The following is a 17,426-nucleotide window of genomic DNA, read 5'->3' as shown; positions in this document are numbered from 1 at the left end:
GGGGTGAGGGGGCGCACGGCCAATTGGTCAGCGCTGACGCCCCTCACCCGGCCGCTGCGCGGCCGACCTCTCCCCGTCGGGGAGAGATTGAGAAAGGGAGCGGCCCATGACCCGCGCCCCGCTCTCCCTCAAGGCCGCGGCCCTCGCCGGGCTGGCCTTCCTGCACATCCCGCTGCTGTTCATCATCCTCTATGCCTTCACCACCGAGGAGCGCAGCTACGCCTTCCCGCCGCCGGGCTTCACGCTGAAATGGTTCGGTGTGGTGTGGGAGCGTGACGACATCTGGGCCGCGGTCGGCCTCTCGCTCAAGGTGGCGACGCTCGCCACCCTGATCGCGCTGATCCTCGGCACGCTGGCCGCCGGCGCGCTGGCAAGGGCGCGCTTCTTCGGCCGCGAGCCGATCTCGCTGTTGTTCGTGCTCCCGATCGCGCTGCCCGGCATCGTCACCGGCATCGCGCTGCGCCAGGCCTTCGGGCTGATGGACATCCCTTTCTCGTTCTGGACCATCGTGCTCGGCCACGCCACCTTCTGCATCGTCGTCGTCTACAACAATGCGGTGGCGCGGCTGCGCCGGCTGTCGCCGTCGATGATCGAAGCCTCGATGGATCTCGGCGCCGATGCCTTCCAGACCTTCCGACTGGTGATCCTGCCCAATGTCGGCACCGCGCTGCTCGCCGGCGGCATGCTGGCCTTCGCGCTCAGCTTCGATGAGGTCATCGTCACCACCTTCACCGCCGGCCAGCAATCGACCTTGCCGATCTGGATGCTGTCCGAACTGGTGCGCCCGCGCCAGCGCCCCGTCACCAATGTCGTCGCCGTGCTCGTCATCGCCGTGACCTTCCTGCCCATCCTCGCTGCGTACTATCTGACGCGCGAGGGCGAGGCGGTGGCCGGCAGCGGAAAATAGGAGGCCCACATGACCGCTCTCGCTGACACCGACATGCTCATCGGCTCGAAATTCGTGGCCGGCACCGAGACCCCGGAGACGGTGCTGAACCCGAAGACCGAGGAGACGCTAATCGAGCTGCCCGAGGCCTCCGCCGACCAGATCGACGCTGCGGTGAACGCCGCCGAGGCCGCCTTCACGAACTGGTCGCGCACCACGCCGATGGAGCGCTCCTACCTCCTGCTCAAGCTCGCTGATCGCATCGAGGCCGAAGCGGAAAGCTTCGCCACGCTGGAGGCGCTGAATTGCGGCAAGCCGCGCCACGCCGTGCTGCGCGATGAGATCCCCGGCGTCGTCGACTGCTTCCGCTTCTTCGCCGGCGCGGTGCGTACCCAGCACGGCATGCTGGCGGGCGAATACCTGCCCGGCCACACCTCGATGATCCGCCGCGACCCGATCGGCGTCGTCGCCTCGATCGCGCCGTGGAACTACCCGCTGATGATGGCGACATGGAAGCTCGCCCCGGCGCTGGCCGGCGGCAACACCGTGGTCATCAAGCCGTCCGAGCAGACCCCGCTCACCATGCTGAAGCTGGCCAAGCTCATCGCCGACATCTTCCCCGAAGGGGTGGTGAATGTGGTGGTCGGGCGCGGCGAGAGCGTCGGCAACACCCTGATCAACCATCCCAAGGTGGCGATGATCTCGCTCACCGGCGATATCGCCACCGGCAAGAAGGTGCTCGCCGCCGCCACCAAGACGGTGAAGCGCACCCATCTCGAGCTTGGCGGCAAGGCCCCGGTGATCGTGTTCGACGATGCCGACCTCGCTGAGGTGGTCGAGGGGGTGAAGGTGTTCGGCTATTACAATGCCGGCCAGGATTGCACCGCCGCCTGCCGCATCTATGCGCAGGACCACGTCTACGAGAAATTGGTGGCGGACCTGTCCTCCGCGGTGTCGTCGCTCAAGTTCAACCTCGCCAATGACGAGGAGAACGACATCGGCCCCCTCATCTCGGCGCGCCAGCGCGCCCGCGTCGCCTCCTTCGTCGAGCGAGCCAGCGAGCTCAACCACATCGAGGTGGCGACCGGGGGCAAGCTGGCTTCAGGCCGCGGCTTCTTCTATGAGCCGACCGTGGTGGCCGGCGCGCTGCAATCCGACGAGATCGTGCGCCGCGAAGTGTTCGGCCCGGTGGTCTCGGTGACGCGCTTCTCCGATGTCGAGGACGCCGTCACCTGGGCCAATGACAGCGACTATGGGCTGGCCTCGTCGGTGTGGACCCGGGACGTGTCGAAGGGCCTCGCCGCTGCCTCGCGGCTGCAATATGGCTGCACCTGGGTGAACTGCCATTTCATGCTGGTCAGCGAGATGCCGCATGGCGGCCTGAAGCAGTCCGGCTACGGCAAGGACCTCAGCTCCTATGCGCTGGAGGACTACACCGTGGTGCGCCATGTGATGGTGAAGAACGGGTAGGGGCCTCTGTCGCCTAGCACCACCTCATCCTGAGGTGCTCGGGCGTAGCCCGAGCCTCGAAGGATGCTGAAGCCGAGCGTCCTCTTCCTTCTTCCCTCCCCACCATCGTCATCCCGGACGGCCGTAGGCCGATCCGGGATCGTTAGGCAAGGTGTCGCGCGGGACTTCGCGCGATCCCGGCTCTTCGCTACGCCGCGGCCGGGATGACGACTTGTGGAAGGCTAGAGCATTTCCCGATCAGATGGAATCATCTGATCGAAGAGGAATTGCTCCAGTCTATTGAATCTAGAGCACTTTCTTGTCGTTCGGATGTTTCCATCCGAACGGAAAGGGCTCTAGTCGAAGCCCCCTCAGAACGCCCCCAGCAGGGGGCGCCCCGCGCAGGCCACTTGCCGCAGCGCGGCGTCCACCGCCGGCGCATCCTCGATGCCGACGAGGCGCAGCACCTCGCCCGATTCCCGGCCGTGACCGGACAGGATCAGCGTGCCCGTGGTGTCGGGATGCAGATGCTTCTCGATCCGCCCGATGCTGGCGAGCGGCAGGCTGTCCACGGCGCGGCGTCCCTCGCGGTCGACCAGCACGAGGATGCGCTGCGTGGTGAGGCCATAGAGCGTCGCCTTGGAGCGCGCCGCGCGCACCCGTTCGGCGATGATGAGCCCGATGCCGACCAGGCCGGCGAGCCCGGCCGCGATGCCGACGCCGAGCCGCAGCGCGGCATTCTCGATCGGCAGCGAGCCCTGATAGGCCAGCACGCCATAGGCCACGGCCTGCGCCACCAGCATCAGGCCGGCGACCAGCAGCCAGGCGAGCTCCGACTTGAAGACGCGCGAGGCGCTGGGCCGTCCGGCCCAGAGCAGGCGCTCGTCGCGGGCGAGCTCCGGCTGCAGCCGCTCGGCGGCGCTGCTGTCGCGCAGATGCAGCGCGGTGCCGGCCGCGCCGGCATAGGCGCGATCGGTCAGATGCTGGCTGAGCCAGAGATCGGCGCCAGTGCCGGGCGTGGCGAGCCGCGCCGGCGTCGTCGCGGTGAGCAGCGGCAGGCCGAGCCGCGCGCTGGCCAGCCGGCTGAACTGGTTGAGCGTGTCGTTCAGCCGTTCGGTGCTGGCGACGATGTGCGCCATCGCCTGCTCGCTGCGGCTCTCCAGCCGTTCCGCCATCTCGGCGCTGGACTTCTCCAGCGCCTCGGCCATTTCGGCCCGTACCTTGTCGAGCGATTGCGTGTAGCCGTCCGAGGTGGCGGCAAGCTCGCGCGCCAGCCGGCCGCCGGCTTCGTCCACCATGCCGACCAGGGATTCGATCTGCTTGCCGAGGCCTTCGGCGGCCGAGGCGTTGATCTGCGTGAAGGCGCGGCCGGCTTCGTCGAATTGGCCGGCAAGCCGGGCGACCTGGGTCTCCAGCCGTGCCGCGGTCTCGTCGGCATTGGCATCGGCACGGGCACCGGCGGCATCGACCAGCGACACCACGGCATCGACATGGCGCCCCAGCGTCTCGCCGAGCCGGCTCTCGGTCTCGCCGATGCGGGCGGCGCTGACCACCTGCTGGTCTGCCAGCGTCTGGGCGAATTGCCGGTGGCTCTCGTCGAGCTGGCGCATCACCTCGGCGCTGCGCTTGGCGAGATCGCCGGCGAGTGCCTCGCCGGCGCTGCGGAACCCGGCGAAGCTCTGTGCGACGTCGCCGCCGGTGCGCTCCAGCAATTGCAGCGTGTCGGTGGTGGCGTGACGCAGCGCTTCCGCGGTGCGGGTGCCGGTGCGCTCGACGAGGCCCGCGCTCTCGGTGGCGGCGGTGGCGATGGCCTGCCCGGCGCGCGCCGCGCCGCCTTCGATGGCGGAGATCAGCCGGCTGCTCTCGCCGGTGAGGCTCGCCTGCACCGAACGCTCGGCCTCCTCGATCCGCGCGGTGACGCGCCCGCCGGTCTCGGCGACGCGGCGGTCGAGCTCGAGCCCGCGCGCCACCACGGCATCGAACACCCGTCCGCCATTCTCGGACAGCCGGTCATTCATGCTGTCGGCGTGGGTGCGGATCACGTCGGTGACGTCGCGCACCGTCTGCGCCAGCGACTCGGAGAGTTCGCCGCCGCGGCGGGCGAGCGATTCCGAGAGCATCAGGCTGGCGATCTTGATCTCGGCGAAGCCGGAGGCAGCGTTGCTGCCGGAGGCGTCGATCGCCTGCGTCACCCGCACCGCGGTGTCGTCGAGCCGACGATCGGCCTCGCTGCTGCGCGCCAGCACGGCGTCGAGGAAGGCGTTGCCGCGCGACTCCAGCGCAGCCGCGGCCTGTTCGCCGCGGGTGAGCAGGGTCTCGGAGAGCGCTTCGCCGGAAGCGTGGAAGCGGGCAAAGCCTTCCGCCGCCTCGGCACTCGACTTCTCGATGAGTTCGGCGATGCGGAGGGCATTGTCGTCGAGCTTGGCGTCGAGCTTGGCGCTACGCACCTCGGAAGCGTCCAGCAGCCGGGTGCCGTGCGCCTCGATGGTGGCGGCGACATCCTCGCCGCGCTTGCCGAGCATCTCGGCGAGCGCTTCGCCATTGGCGAGGAAGCGGGCGAAACCGTCGACCGCGCCGGTGCTGGCCTGATCTAACGCCTCCGACAGCCGCTTCGCCGTGTCCTCCAGCTTGGCGTCGATCTTGGCGCCGCGGGTCTCGACCGCTTCCAGCAGCTTGGCGCCATGCGCAGTGATGGCCGCAGCAGCCTCCTGGCCGCGCTTGCCGAGCGTATCGGACAGCACCTCGCCATTGGCGAGGAACCGGGAGAACCCCTCGATCGCCCCGGCGCTGGCGTGCTCCAGCGTCTCGGCGATGCGGCGGGCGGTGTCTTCGAGCTTGGTGTCGATCTTGGCGCTGCGGGTGTCCGCGGCGTCGAGGATCTTCACGCCGTGTGCCTCGAGGCTCGCCGCGGCTTCCTGGCCGCGCTTGCCGAGCGCTTCGGAGAGCGCCTCGCCCGAGGCGAGGAAGCGGGCGAAGCCGTCGATCGCTCCGGTGCTGGCGTGCTCAAGCGTCTCGGCGATACGGCGGGCGGTGTCGTCGAGCTTGGTGTCGATCTTGGCGCTGCGGGTGTCCGCGGCGTCCAGGATCTTGGCGCCATGCGCCTCGAGGTTCGCCGCCGCTTCCTGGCCGCGCTTGCCGAGCGCTTCGGAGAGCGCCTCGCCGGAGGCGAGGAAGCGGGCGAAGCCGTCGACCGCCGTGGTGCTGGCCTGATCCAGCGTCTCGGCGATGCGACGGGCGGTGTCGTCGAGCTTGGTGTCGAACCGGGCACCGCGGGCATCGGCTGCGTCCAGCAGCTTGTTGCCCTGGGCCTCGATGGCGGCGGCGGCCTCATGGGCGCGCTTGCCGAGCGCCTTGGAAAGCGTCTGTCCGGACGCATGGAAGCGGGCAAAGCCCTCCACCGCCTCGGCGCTCGCCTTTTCCAGCGTCTCGGCGAGCCGGCGCGCGGTCTCGTCGAGCCGGCTGTCGATCTTGACGGTGCGCGCCTCGGCGGCGTCCAGCAGCCGTGTGCCCTGCGCATCCAGCGCGCTTGAGGCCAGTTCGCCGCGCTTGCCGATCGCTTCCGATAGTGCCTCGCCGGCACCGAGGAAGCGCGCGAAGCCGCCCATCGCCTCGCCGCTTGATTTCTCCAGCGCATCGGTCAGCCGGCGCGCGGTGTCGTCGAGCTTGGCGCCGATCTTGGCGCTGCGGGCGTCCGCCGCCTCGATCAGCAGGGCGCCGCGCGCTTCGAGCGCGCCGGCCGCCTGCTCGCCGCGCTTGCCGATGGCTTCCGACAGTGTCTCGCCAATGACCTGGAAGCGGGCGAAGCCGCCGACCGCGCTCGCGCCGGCCTTCTCCAGCGCTTCGGAGACCCGGCGGGCGGTATCCACGAACGTCGAGTTGATCAGTGCGCTGCGCGCGTCGACCGCCTCGACCAGCCGGTTGCTCTGTGCCTCGATCTGCGTGACCACGGCCTCGCCGCGGCGCGCCAGCGTGTCGGCGAGCCCCTCGCCGGAGGACTGGAATTTCGCCAGCCCTTCCACCGCGCGGGCGCCGGAAGCGGTGACCGCGGCGGAGATGCGCTCGGCGGTGTCGTCGAGCCGGCGGTCGACTTCCGTGCCGCGCGCCAATACGGCGTCGAAGAAGGCGTTGCCGCGCTCTTCCATGCGCAGGATGGCGGCATCGCCCGACTGCTTCAGCGTCTGGATGAAGCCGGTGCCGGTGGCGCTCATCTGCGTCACCAGTTCCTGGCCGCGCGCGGCGATATCGCCGCTCACGGTGGAACCGGTGGTCTGCAGCACCTGGTGAACTTCGCTGCCGCTGGCGGCGATGCTCTCGATCACCCGCGAGCCGGTGCCGAGCAGCGTCTCGCTGATTTCGGTCGTGGTCGCGGCGAGCTTGACGTGCAGTTCCTCGGAGCGCTTGGCGGCGAGGTCGACCACTTCGCCGGTAGTCCGGCGCATGTGCTCGGCCATCTCCTCGGCGCGCTCGGCCAGCGTCTTGGCACCCTTGGCGGTGATGCGGGCGACGTGGTCCTGGATCTCGTAGGCCTTGACCGTCATCTTGGCGACGAGCCGGTCATTGCCGTCGCCGAGTCGGGCGCCGAGCTCGGCGCCGGTCTTCTCGAAGCGCTCCAGCAGCTTGGCGCTGCGTTCGGTGAGGCTGTCGATCATCACGTCATTGGCGCTGCTGATCGAGAAGGCGATCTGCTGGCCCTGGTCGTTGAAGGTTTCGGCGATGCGCTCGGCGGCGTCGCCCACGCTGCGGCTGATGCGGTCGCTTACCTGGTCGGTTTCGCCCTGCAGCATCTCGTGCGCGCCGGAGATCGCGTTGCGCAGCTGCTCGGCATGGGAGAGCACGTTCTTGCGGTCGGCGCGCATCTCCTCGACGAGCGAGCGCACCCGGGCCTCGTTCTCCTCATAGGCACGCTCCAGCGCGCCGACTTCGGTGCGCACCATCACTTCGAGCTCGGTGGCGCGGCCGACGGCGCGCTCCAGCGCCACGTCCATCGCCGCCACTTCGGAGCGCATGGCCTGGCTGACCGAGATGATGGATTCGTTTGCCATGGTGGCCGGCTCGGTGAGCCGTGTGGTCACTTCGGCGAGAGCGCGCGATACCCGGCTCATCTCCATGGTGCGGCGCACCAGCGCGGCGACGACGAAGAGGAAGGCCGGCGGCGCCAGCAGCAGCAGCAGGGTGCCGAGCGGGGACGGCCCGCCGCTGCGCAGCGCGTCCATCACCGGGCCGCACTCGTCGCAGAAATTCGCATAGGAGATGAGACCCGCCACCGCGAGCCAGATCAGCGCGGCAATGCCGGCGATCACGAAGGGCAGCATGGAGGGCGAGCGCTTCATCCCGGCGATCAGGTCGGCGGCGCCTTCGAGGCTTTCCGGCGAGCGGTGTTTGGGGGAGCCGCCATGGCTCGCCCGTGAGGGCTGAACCAGCCGCGCGCCATTGCCGCCGCCCTGGCTGACATGCACCGGCGCCATGTGGGCCTGAGGAGCATACTGCGCTTGCGGCGCGTACTGGGCTTGCGGCGCATATTGACCTTGCGGTGCATATTGCCCCGGGTGGGCGCCGCGCCCGCGCCCGTCTTCATCTTCATAGCTGGCGAGATAACGCTGCACCTGGTCCGCATCCTCGTCCAGATCACGTGCAGGCTCTGGCTCTCGGACCGGTTCGCGGTCACGGATCTGTTCGCGCTCACGGATCTGCGGGCGCTGCTGCGCCCGTTCGGCGGCCGGCGGCGGGGTGAGCGCCTCGTCGACGACGCGCAGCCCGTCCATGGCGGCGCGGGTCTCGCGCGCCGTGACCGGACGCCGCGTCTGCCCGGTCTCGCCATCGGCAGCCGGGCGTGCGGTGCGTGGCGTTTCTCGGGCGCCCTCGCGGCTGTTGGCCGCAGACCCGAGATTAAGCGCCTCCTCGACTGCGAGGAGGGTGGCATCCTTGGAGATTCGTGACTTCTGCGACATGCCCCGCATTACCCCGCATAGACGCACCAGCCTTCTGACCAAGGCCTTATACTACGCGCGCGTCATCAACCCTAGACCGTCCTTGATACGGAACGGCACGCAGCCAGCGATCGCTGGAATTCCGGCGAATATCACGGAATCGGCAACGTCTTTGTGGCAATGTATAATGACTCGCTCCCAGCGCGTTCGTGAAGGCCGGGAGGCGAAACATGGAGAGAATTTAAGTTGGAATCCGTTGCGTCATCTGCTGTCTCGCAGGTGACGCTGCGTTGCGTCATGAGACGAGGGGGTCGTATGCGACGCGTGATCGGACTTCTGCTGCTGGCGGTGCTCATCATCGCCGGTGTCGGATTTGTCCAACAGAAGCCGTGGTTCAGGGATATCGTCGTTCGCGCAGCCACTTACATGAAGGGTGGCGAAGCGAGCGCGGCACCGGAACCCCGCGTCGCCGCCGCTACCCCGATGCTGCCGGTCGAAGTCGCCAAGGCGCGGCAGGTGCAGACGACCACCGACATCCGCTCCATCGGCTCGCTGCAATCGGACGAAAGCGTGCAGGTCGCCTCCGAGGTGGCCGGCCGCATCGCCGAAATCCGCTTCAAGGAAGGCGAGCACGTCAAGGCCGGCGACCTGCTGGTGCAGCTCGACGACGCCTTGGTGCGCGCCTCGCAGGCCGAGATGGAAGCCCGCCTTTCGCTCGCCAATTCCAATTTCGATCGTGCCGACCGGCTCTCCAAGTCGGGCTCCGGCACTGCCCGTTCGCTCGACGAAGCCATGGCGGAGCGCAACACCGCGACCGCGCTGCTCAATCTCCAGCGCGTCCAGATCTCCAAGCACTCCATCACCGCGCCGTTCGACGGCGTGGTCGGGCTGCGCTCGGTCTCGGTCGGCGCCTATATCGGCGTCGGCACGACGCTGGTGAATCTGGAAAAGATCGACACCCTCAAGGTCGACTTCAAGGTCCCCGAAATCCATCTCGGCAGCATCGCTGTCGGCCAGGAAGTGACCATCGAGGTCGACGCCATGCCGGGCAGCAGCTTCACCGGCGCGATCTATGCCATCGACCCGATGGTGGATGTGAACGGCCGCTCGCTCTCGGTCCGCGCCCGCCTGCCGAACAAGGGCCTGGCGCTGCGGCCGGGACTGTTCGTGCGCGTCACCGTGAAGGGCCAGCAGTCGCGCACCGCATTGTTCGTGCCGGAAGCCGCGATCGTGCCGCGCGGCCAGGACCGCGTGGTGTGGCTGATCGAGAACGGCAAGGCGCGGGAAGCCAAGGTGAAGCTCGGCGAGCGCCATTCCGGGGAGGTCGAGATCGCCGAAGGCCTCAATGCCGGCGCCACCGTGGTCACCGCCGGCCATGGCCGGCTGCGCGCCGGTGCCAGCGTGGAAGTGGTGGACACTCCACTGGCCCCGCAGAGCTGAGTAGGCCACATCATGGGCATATCCGAGCTTTGCATCCGCCGCCCGGTCTTCGCCACCGTGCTGAGCCTCCTGATGGTGCTGGTCGGCATCGTCTCTTATTCGCGCCTCACGGTGCGTGAATACCCGAATATCGACGAGCCGGTGGTCTCGGTCGTCACCACCTATCCCGGCGCCTCTGCGAGCATCGTCGAGAGCCAGGTGACGCAGGTGCTGGAAGGCTCGATCGCCGGCATCGAGGGCATCGACGTCCTGGAATCCACCTCGCGCTCGGAATCCAGCCGCATCACCGTGCGCTTCCGCCTGGAGATCAACCCGGACAACGCGGCGAGCGACGTGCGCGACCGCGTCAGCCGGGTGCGCCAGCGCCTGCCCGACGAGATCGACGAGCCGGTGATCTCCAAGGTCGAGGCCGACGCCCAGCCGGTGGTGTTCGTGGTGTTCCGCTCCGACCGCATGTCGGCGCTGGAGCTCTCCGACTATATCGACCGCTATGTGGTCGACCGCTTCAAGAACCTCACCGGCGTCGCCGACGTGCAGATCTTCGGCGAGCGGCGCTACGCCATGCGAGTGTGGATCGACCGCGAGCGCCTCGCGGCCTATGCCCTCACCGTGCAGGACATCGAGGACGCGCTGAACGCGCAGAATGTCGAGATCCCGTCCGGGCGCATCGAGAGCACCGACCGCGAATTCACCGTGCTCTCGCGCACCGCGCTGTCTACCGTCGAGCAGTTCAACAACATAGTGGTGAAGCGCGCCGAGGGTGCGCAGGTGCATCTGTCGGACGTCGCCCGCGTCGCGCTTGGCGCCGCCGACGAGCGCCGCGCCAGCCGCTTCAATAACGGCCAGGCCATCATTGTCGGCCTCATCAAGCAGGCAGTCGCCAATCCGCTCGACGTCTCCGCCGGCGTCCGCGCCGTGCTGCCCGCGGTGAATGAGAGCCTGCCGCAGGGCATGAGCGCCACCATCGGCAACGACAATGCGGTGTTCATCGACCGCTCGATCAAGTCGGTCTACCACACCATCGCCGAAGCCGTGGTGCTGGTGGTGCTGGTGATCGTGGTGTTCCTGCGCTCGATCCGCGCCTCGATCATCCCGATCGTCACCATCCCGATCTCGCTGATCACCACCTTCTCGATCATGTTCGCGCTCGGCTTCAGCATCAACACGCTGACGCTGCTCGCCTTCGTGCTCGCCATCGGCCTCGTGGTGGACGACGCCATCGTGGTGCTGGAGAACATCTTCCGCCACATCGAGCACGGCATGAAGCCGATCCCAGCCGCTATCCGGGGCGCGCGCGAGATCGGCTTTGCCGTCGTCGCCATGACCATGACGCTGGCGGCGGTCTATGCCCCCGTCGCCTTTGCGCCGGGCCGCACTGGACGGCTGTTCGTCGAATTCGCGCTGACGCTGGCCGGCGCCGTCGTGGTCTCCGGCTTCATCGCGCTCTCGCTCACCCCGATGATGTGCTCGCGCCTCCTGAAGCACGACGAGAATCCGGGCCGCGTCTCCGCCTTCATCGAACGCGGGCTGAAAGGGCTGGAGAACGGCTATCGCCGCCTGCTCGGCGGGGTGCTCAGGGTGCGGCCGCTGATCCTGCTCATCGCGCTCATCGTCGCCGGCGGCAGCGGCTATTTCCTCTCCATCCTGCCGTCGGAACTCTCGCCGGTCGAGGATCGCGGCATCGTGCGCGTCAACGGCACGGCGCCCGAAGGCTCGACGATCGCCTACACCGGACGCTATTCCAACGAAGTCGAGCGCATCCTCGAGAAGGAGCCGGAGATCGACAGCGTCCTCATCATCAACGGCATGCCCGAGGTGCACCGCTTCCTCGTCATCGGCCGGCTGAAGGATTGGGACGACCGCGAGCGCCGCCAGCAGGAGATCGTGCGCAAGGTCTCGCCGGACCTGCGCCGTATCGCCGGCGTCAACGCCTATGCCAACAATCCGCCCTCGCTCGGCGCCTCCAACAATTCGCGCCCGATCGAATATGTGCTGCAGACCTCCGGCACCTATGAGCAGCTCGACGAATATGTGAACCGCTTCCTGGAGCGCATTCACGACTATCCCGGCCTTGCCAGCGTCGAGACCGACCTCAAGCTGAACAAGCCGGAAATCTCCATCACCATCGACCGCGCCAAGGCGGCGGACCTCGGCATCGATGTCGCCGTGCTTGGCCGCACGCTGGAGAGCCTGCTCGGCGGCCGGCAGGTGACACGCTTCGAGGTCGGCGGCGAGCAATATGACGTCATGGTGCAGCTCGACGCCCGCGACCGCGCCTCGCCCGGCACGCTCGACACCATCTATCTGCGCTCAAGCGGCGGGCAGATGGTGCAGCTCAACAACCTCGTCAATGTACGCGAGACCGTGGCGCCGCAGGAATTGCGCCGCTTCAACCAGCTGCGCTCCGCCACCATCTCCGCCAACCTCGCCCCCGGCTATGCCCAGGGCGATGCGCTCGCCTTCCTCGACCAGGCGGCGCACGACGTGCTGCCGCAGACCGTGCAGACCGACGTCTCCGGCCAACTGCGCGAATTCCGCTCCGCCGGCCAGAGCCTGGTGCTGGTGTTCATACTGGCGCTGGGCTTCATCTATCTGGTGCTCTCGGCGCAGTTCGAGAGCTTCCGCGACCCGGTCATCATCATGCTGACGGTGCCGCTCTCCATGACCGGGGCGCTGGCGGCGCTGTATTTCTCCGGCGGCACGCTGAACGTCTATTCGCAGATCGGCCTCGTCACGCTGGTCGGCCTGATCACCAAGCACGGCATCCTGATCGTCGAATTCTCCAACCAGCAGCAGGAGGCCGGGCTCGACCGGCGCGCCGCGGTGATAGAGGCGGCGGTGCTGCGCCTGCGTCCGATCCTGATGACCACCGGTGCCATGGTGCTGGGGGCCATGCCGCTGGCCTTCGCCGACGGCGCCGGCGCCGAGAGCCGCGCGCAGATCGGCTGGGTCATCGTCGGCGGCATGAGCCTCGGCACGCTGCTGACGCTGTTCGTGGTGCCGACGGTCTATTCGCTGATCGGCCGCATTCACCGCGAGAGCGTGGTGGACGCACATGCCGCGGGGCATCACGCACCGGCGGAGTGAGGGCTCTGATTCTTCGGCCCTACACACCATGTCATCCCGGCCGGAGCCCGCAGGGCGGAGAGCCGGGATCGCAAGAAGGTGCCGATCAACACCTTCCCGCGATCCCGGATACGGCCTGCGGCCGTTTCGGGATGACGACGTGGGGAAGCAGACACCCCCGCTACCCCAACGCCGGCTGAACGGCGTATTCGAAGGCCGTTCAGCCGCCCGCTCCTAAACCGGCGCCCATGTTGCGCCATTTCCTCGTCGCCGCCCTGTTTCTCCTCGTCGCCGCTCCTGCCGCCGGCGCACCGCTGCTCGACGTGCGCGATCCGGCGCTGCTCGCCGCTGTCGAGGCGGCGGGCTGGTCGCTCGGCGATGTGCTCGGCACGCCTGGTGCCGTGACCACGCAGGCACTGGCCGCTGAGAGCCCCGGCTTCCGCGCGCTGCGCGACACCGTCGCCGCCGACGTCGCCGAACTCGCGGCGACGATGGCGCAGGACGGCCGTCCGCTTGAAGTCGCGCCGCGTGGCGAGACCGGGCGGGTCATCGACATGGGCTGGTTCGCTTCGCCCATCGCCGGCTTCGCCCTCTCCGGCATCGTCAATCGGCTCGACCGCCGCGACTTCTCCAACCTTGAGGGCATGAATGATTGCGGCGAGGTGCGCCTGCTCTATCGCCTGTTTTATCGCGCCGAGCCGGGCCGCAAAGGCGAGATCCGCGCCTCGCGCCTGCCGGTGAGCCTCAATGTTGTCTTCACCGTGCCGCGCCCGCAGGGCGGCGATTGCGCGCTGGTGGCGGCACGCTGGCTGGCGCCGCAGCCGATGCCTACCGGGGAGGCGTTTCGCGACTGGCTGCTGGCCGGCCCGCTCGTCCGCTCTGCGCTCACGCTGAAGCAGATCGAGATCAATGCCCAGATCGTGCGTCTGCCGTCCGGCCAGGAGCCGGGCTTCGGCGGGCAGGCGGCCTATCTGATGCGCGCCTTCGCTGCATTGCCGGGCGAGGGTCCGGCGCAACTGCGCGAGAAGCCGCTGGAGAACACGCCCGACGTCGACCGCATCAGGCAGGACGCGGCGCTGAAGGCGGCGCTGGTCGACTATGTGAAGACCAGCCTGCCGGCCATCGATACCGGCGTGTTCCACCTGCCGGACGAATTGTCGGCCAAGCGCGCCATCGCTTTCTCGACCTTCGGCAGCGCCCGTCTCGCCAACCACCCCTTCACCCAAGCGCTGGAAGGCGCCGATCTCGGCACGCACGATTATGCCGGGCTCGGCCTGATACGCGACGCCGACGGGCTGCGCGAGCGCCTCGACAATGCGAGCTGCGCCGGCTGCCACCAGGGCGGCGGCACTGCTGGGTTCCATTTCTTCGGCACCGACAATGCCGGCGCGACGTCGGACTATAATCGCGTGCTGCAGGGCATCTCGCCGCACTATCACGCCGAACAACCGCGCCGGGCGGCCTATGTCGAGGCGGTCATCGCCGGGCGTGAGCCGAACCGCTTCCGCCCGCTCTCCTACGCGCCAGCCGCGGACTGGACCGCCGGCGCGCCGCACTACGTGCCCGCCGGCACCGCCATGGCGTGCCTCGCCGGCACATCCGGCGCAGCGTTCGCGCAGGGCTGGAGCTGCGGCCATGGCGAGACCTGCCAGAGCCTGAGTGGCAACAGCAAGCTCGGCGTCGAGATCGGCCAATGCATGCCGGCCCGCGCCAGCGAGGTTACCGCTGGCCTGGCCTGTCTGAGAGGCGAGGTCTCGTCAGGCCGCGAGCCCTATCTCGACCGCTGGCGCGAGATCGCCCAGATCAATTCCTTTGCCGAGAGGCCGACGCTGAGCGCCTATAGCTGCCGGCCGTCCCGCATCGGTGTCCCTGGCGGGCTGGCCTATCGTCAGTGCAGCGACCCGGATCGCGCCTTTGCCCACATCAAGGCGGGAGAAGTGCCGGCGGAGGTCTGCGGCCTTGCCGGCGGCAAGGGTTTCGACCGCTGCGTCGCCACCGGCGATTTCGCCGCCTGCCAGCAGCAGGCCATGGTGCGCGGCATGCGCCCGGCCTGCGGGCGCGATAGCTTCTGCCGCGAGGACTATATCTGCCAGTCGCTGCCCGAGGGGCTGGATCCGGCCGGCAAGCTCGGTGGCCAATCCGCTGACGAGGTCGGCTTCTGCTCGCCGACCTATTTCCTGTTCCAGATGCGCATTGACGGCCATCCCGACCCTGCATCGGGCGGGCGGCGCAAGGCGGCGGTCGTGAGCCGCTGAAAGCGGCATCACGCCCGGTCCAGACGCTCCAGCAACTGCACCAGCAGTTCGCGGCTGGATTTGAGTTCGTCGAGATGAATGGCCGAGAGCTCTTCCAGGATGCCCTCGGACTTCGGCGTCAGCCCGACCAGCACGGTGCGGCGATCATGCTCCGCGCCCACCCGCGTCACCAGCCCGGCCTTGGCGAGACGGTCCACCAGTTCCACCGCGCTGTGATGGCGGATGGTGAGGTGCTCGGCGAGTTCCCCGACCGTCAGCGGCTCGCCGTCCTTGTGGCCGCGAATGGCGAGTATGGCCTGGTGCTGTTGTGCCGTGACGCCACTCTTCCGTGCGGCCGCTTCGCTGAACGCCAGGAATTCACGTAGCGCCCGGCGGAATGCGGCGAGGGCCGCATAGTCCGCCGGCTGGATGGAACGCTTCCCGGATCGTGACGGATCGTCCATGACTCCCCCTTGAAATATATCGCGACACGATATATCGCATGCCCAACTTTCCCCGGCGATGGCGATCATGCATCGAAACGTCAAGTCTGCACCCGACCTGCCGAACCTTGCCCGGCCGGCTCATCCGCCGCTCGGCGACTTCACCACCGACGCCCGTGTGCTCGTGCTCATCGGCATGGCCATTGTGGTCGGCAGCGGTGGCGCGGCAGCCGCCTGGGTGCTGCTCAAGCTGATCGCGCTGGTGACGAACATTGTCTGGCTCGGCCGGCTCAGCGTCGCCAGTGCCTCGCCCGCGGACACCGCTCCCGGTCTCTGGATGGTGGCGGTGCCGGCGTTGGGCGGGCTGGTGATCGGCCTGATGGCGCGGTTCGGCTCGGAGAAGATCCGCGGCCACGGTATTCCGGAAGCGATCGAGGCGATCCTGATCGGTGGCAGCCGGATGCAGCTCAAGGTGGCGCTGCTGAAGCCGCTATCCTCCGCCATCTCGATCGGCACCGGCGGCCCGTTCGGTGCGGAGGGGCCGATCATCATGACCGGCGGCGCCATCGGCTCGCTGTTCGCGCAGTGCTTCCATCTCACCGCGGCCGAGCGCAAGACCCTGCTGGTGTCCGGCGCGGTGGCGGGCATGACCGCGATCTTCGGCACGCCCATCGCCGCCGTGCTGCTCGCCGTCGAATTGCTGCTGTTCGAGTGGAAGCCGCGCAGCTTCATTCCGGTCGTCACCGCCGTCGTGGTCGCTGCGCTCTGGCGCCCGGCGCTGCTCGGCAGCGGACCGCTCTTCCCCTTCAAGACCACGCTGGACCTGCCCTGGTGGGGGCTGGGCGCTGCTGTCGGCGTCGGCATCCTCGCCGGGCTGCAATCCGGGCTGATGACGCGACTGCTCTATGCCGCCGAAGACCTGTTCGAGCGGCTGCCCGTGCACTGGATGTGGTGGCCGATGCTCGGAGGGATGATTGTCGGGCTCGGCGGTCTTGTCGAGCCGCGTGCACTCGGCGTCGGCTATGATCTCATCGGCGACCTGCTCACCGGCCACATGGCGGTGAGCGAGGCCAGCCGGCTGCTGCTGGTGAAGTCGATCATCTGGTTGCTGGCGCTCGCCTCCGGCACCTCCGGCGGCGTGCTTGCGCCTTTGCTCATCCTCGGTGGCACCGCAGGTTGGCTGGAGGGGCAATTGCTGCCCGGCGACGCCTCGTGCTGGGCACTGATCGGCATGGCCGCGATGATGGGCGGCACGATGCGCGTGCCGCTTACCGGCGTGCTGTTCGCCATTGAGCTGACCGGCAATCTCGGCCTGCTGCTGCCGCTGCTGACCGCCACCGGAAGCGCCTACGCCGTGACCGTGCTGCTGCTGAAGCGCTCCATCCTCACCGAGAAGATCGCGCGACGCGGCCGGCATATCCTGCGGGAATATTCGGTCGATCCGTTCGAGGCGCTGCGGGCGGAAGACGTCATGGTCCGGAACGTCGACACCTTGCCCGCCGCGATGCCGATCGACGATGCGGTCGCGTTCTTCATGGCCGACGCGCACCGGCACAAGGCCTATCCGGTGATCGATGCGGATGGTGGGCTCGCCGGCATGGTGACGCGCGCCGATGTGTTGCGCTGGCGCACGGAAGGCGCGCACGACCGGCAGACGCTTGGTGAGATGATCTCCGACGCCGCCGTCACGGTTGGCCACCCCGACGAGGTGCTCGGCCGCATTGCCGATCTCATGGTCGCGAACGAGGTCGGCCGCGTGCCGATCGTCGAACGCGGCAGCCGCCGCGTGGTCGGGCTGGTGGCGCGCAAGGATCTCCTGCACATCCGTTCCATCGCCAACGGCGCCGAGCGCGACAGGAAGGCCTATCTCGCCCGGCAGGGCGTTTAGAGCCCTATCCGTTCGGATGGAATCATCGGAGCGACAAGATAGTGCTCTCGATTCAATAAGCTGGAGCCTGTTCCGCAACGGTCTTCCAACTTT

The 17,426-nt window shown here is 68.3% G+C and carries 8 protein-coding genes; 6 read left to right on the top strand and 2 right to left on the bottom strand.

What is annotated here, in order from left to right; all coding sequences use genetic code 11:
- Positions 1-106: 106 nt before the first annotated feature.
- A complete protein-coding gene (locus tag G3545_RS12845; RefSeq protein WP_170013133.1) occupies positions 107-907 on the top strand; it encodes an ABC transporter permease in 801 nt (266 codons plus the stop codon).
- A gap of 9 nt (positions 908-916) precedes the next feature.
- A complete protein-coding gene (locus tag G3545_RS12840; RefSeq protein WP_170013131.1) occupies positions 917-2,356 on the top strand; it encodes a gamma-aminobutyraldehyde dehydrogenase in 1,440 nt (479 codons plus the stop codon).
- Positions 2,357-2,706: 350 nt separating this feature from the next.
- On the opposite strand, the gene G3545_RS12835 is transcribed toward G3545_RS12840, so the two are convergent.
- Positions 2,707-8,283, bottom strand: coding sequence for a hypothetical protein (locus G3545_RS12835; RefSeq protein ID WP_170013129.1), 5,577 nt, complete (start codon positions 8,281-8,283; stop codon positions 2,707-2,709).
- Between the two features lie 294 nt (positions 8,284-8,577).
- Between G3545_RS12835 and G3545_RS12830 the strand changes: the two genes are divergently transcribed.
- The 3 genes from G3545_RS12830 (at position 8,578) to G3545_RS12820 (ending at position 15,023) form a co-directional block, all read left to right on the top strand.
- The gene (locus G3545_RS12830; RefSeq protein ID WP_170013127.1) at positions 8,578-9,702 is read left to right on the top strand and encodes an efflux RND transporter periplasmic adaptor subunit; all 1,125 of its coding nucleotides are present in this window, start codon (positions 8,578-8,580) and stop codon (positions 9,700-9,702) included.
- Positions 9,703-9,714: 12 nt separating this feature from the next.
- The gene (locus G3545_RS12825) at positions 9,715-12,789 is read left to right on the top strand and encodes an efflux RND transporter permease subunit (protein WP_170013125.1); all 3,075 of its coding nucleotides are present in this window, start codon (positions 9,715-9,717) and stop codon (positions 12,787-12,789) included.
- A gap of 227 nt (positions 12,790-13,016) precedes the next feature.
- Positions 13,017-15,023 (top strand): hypothetical protein, encoded by a 2,007-nt coding sequence (locus G3545_RS12820; RefSeq protein WP_170013123.1) that lies wholly within the window; start codon positions 13,017-13,019, stop codon positions 15,021-15,023.
- A gap of 8 nt (positions 15,024-15,031) precedes the next feature.
- On the opposite strand, the gene G3545_RS12815 is transcribed toward G3545_RS12820, so the two are convergent.
- On the bottom strand, positions 15,032-15,466 hold the full coding sequence (locus G3545_RS12815; protein ID WP_170013121.1) for a MarR family transcriptional regulator: 435 nt from the start codon (positions 15,464-15,466) through the stop codon (positions 15,032-15,034).
- 67 nt (positions 15,467-15,533) lie between these two features.
- On the opposite strand from G3545_RS12815, the gene G3545_RS12810 reads away from it, so the two are divergent.
- Positions 15,534-17,333: a chloride channel protein gene (locus tag G3545_RS12810; RefSeq protein ID WP_170013119.1), complete on the top strand. Its 1,800-nt coding sequence runs from the start codon at positions 15,534-15,536 to the stop codon at positions 17,331-17,333.
- Positions 17,334-17,426 lie beyond the last annotated feature (93 nt).

Origin of the sequence: Starkeya sp. ORNL1 (assembly GCF_012971745.1) — a bacterium.
Lineage (GTDB): Bacteria > Pseudomonadota > Alphaproteobacteria > Rhizobiales > Xanthobacteraceae > Ancylobacter.
The sequence above is the reverse complement of the archived record's forward strand: the minus strand, read 5'-3'. Positions and strand labels throughout refer to the sequence as shown.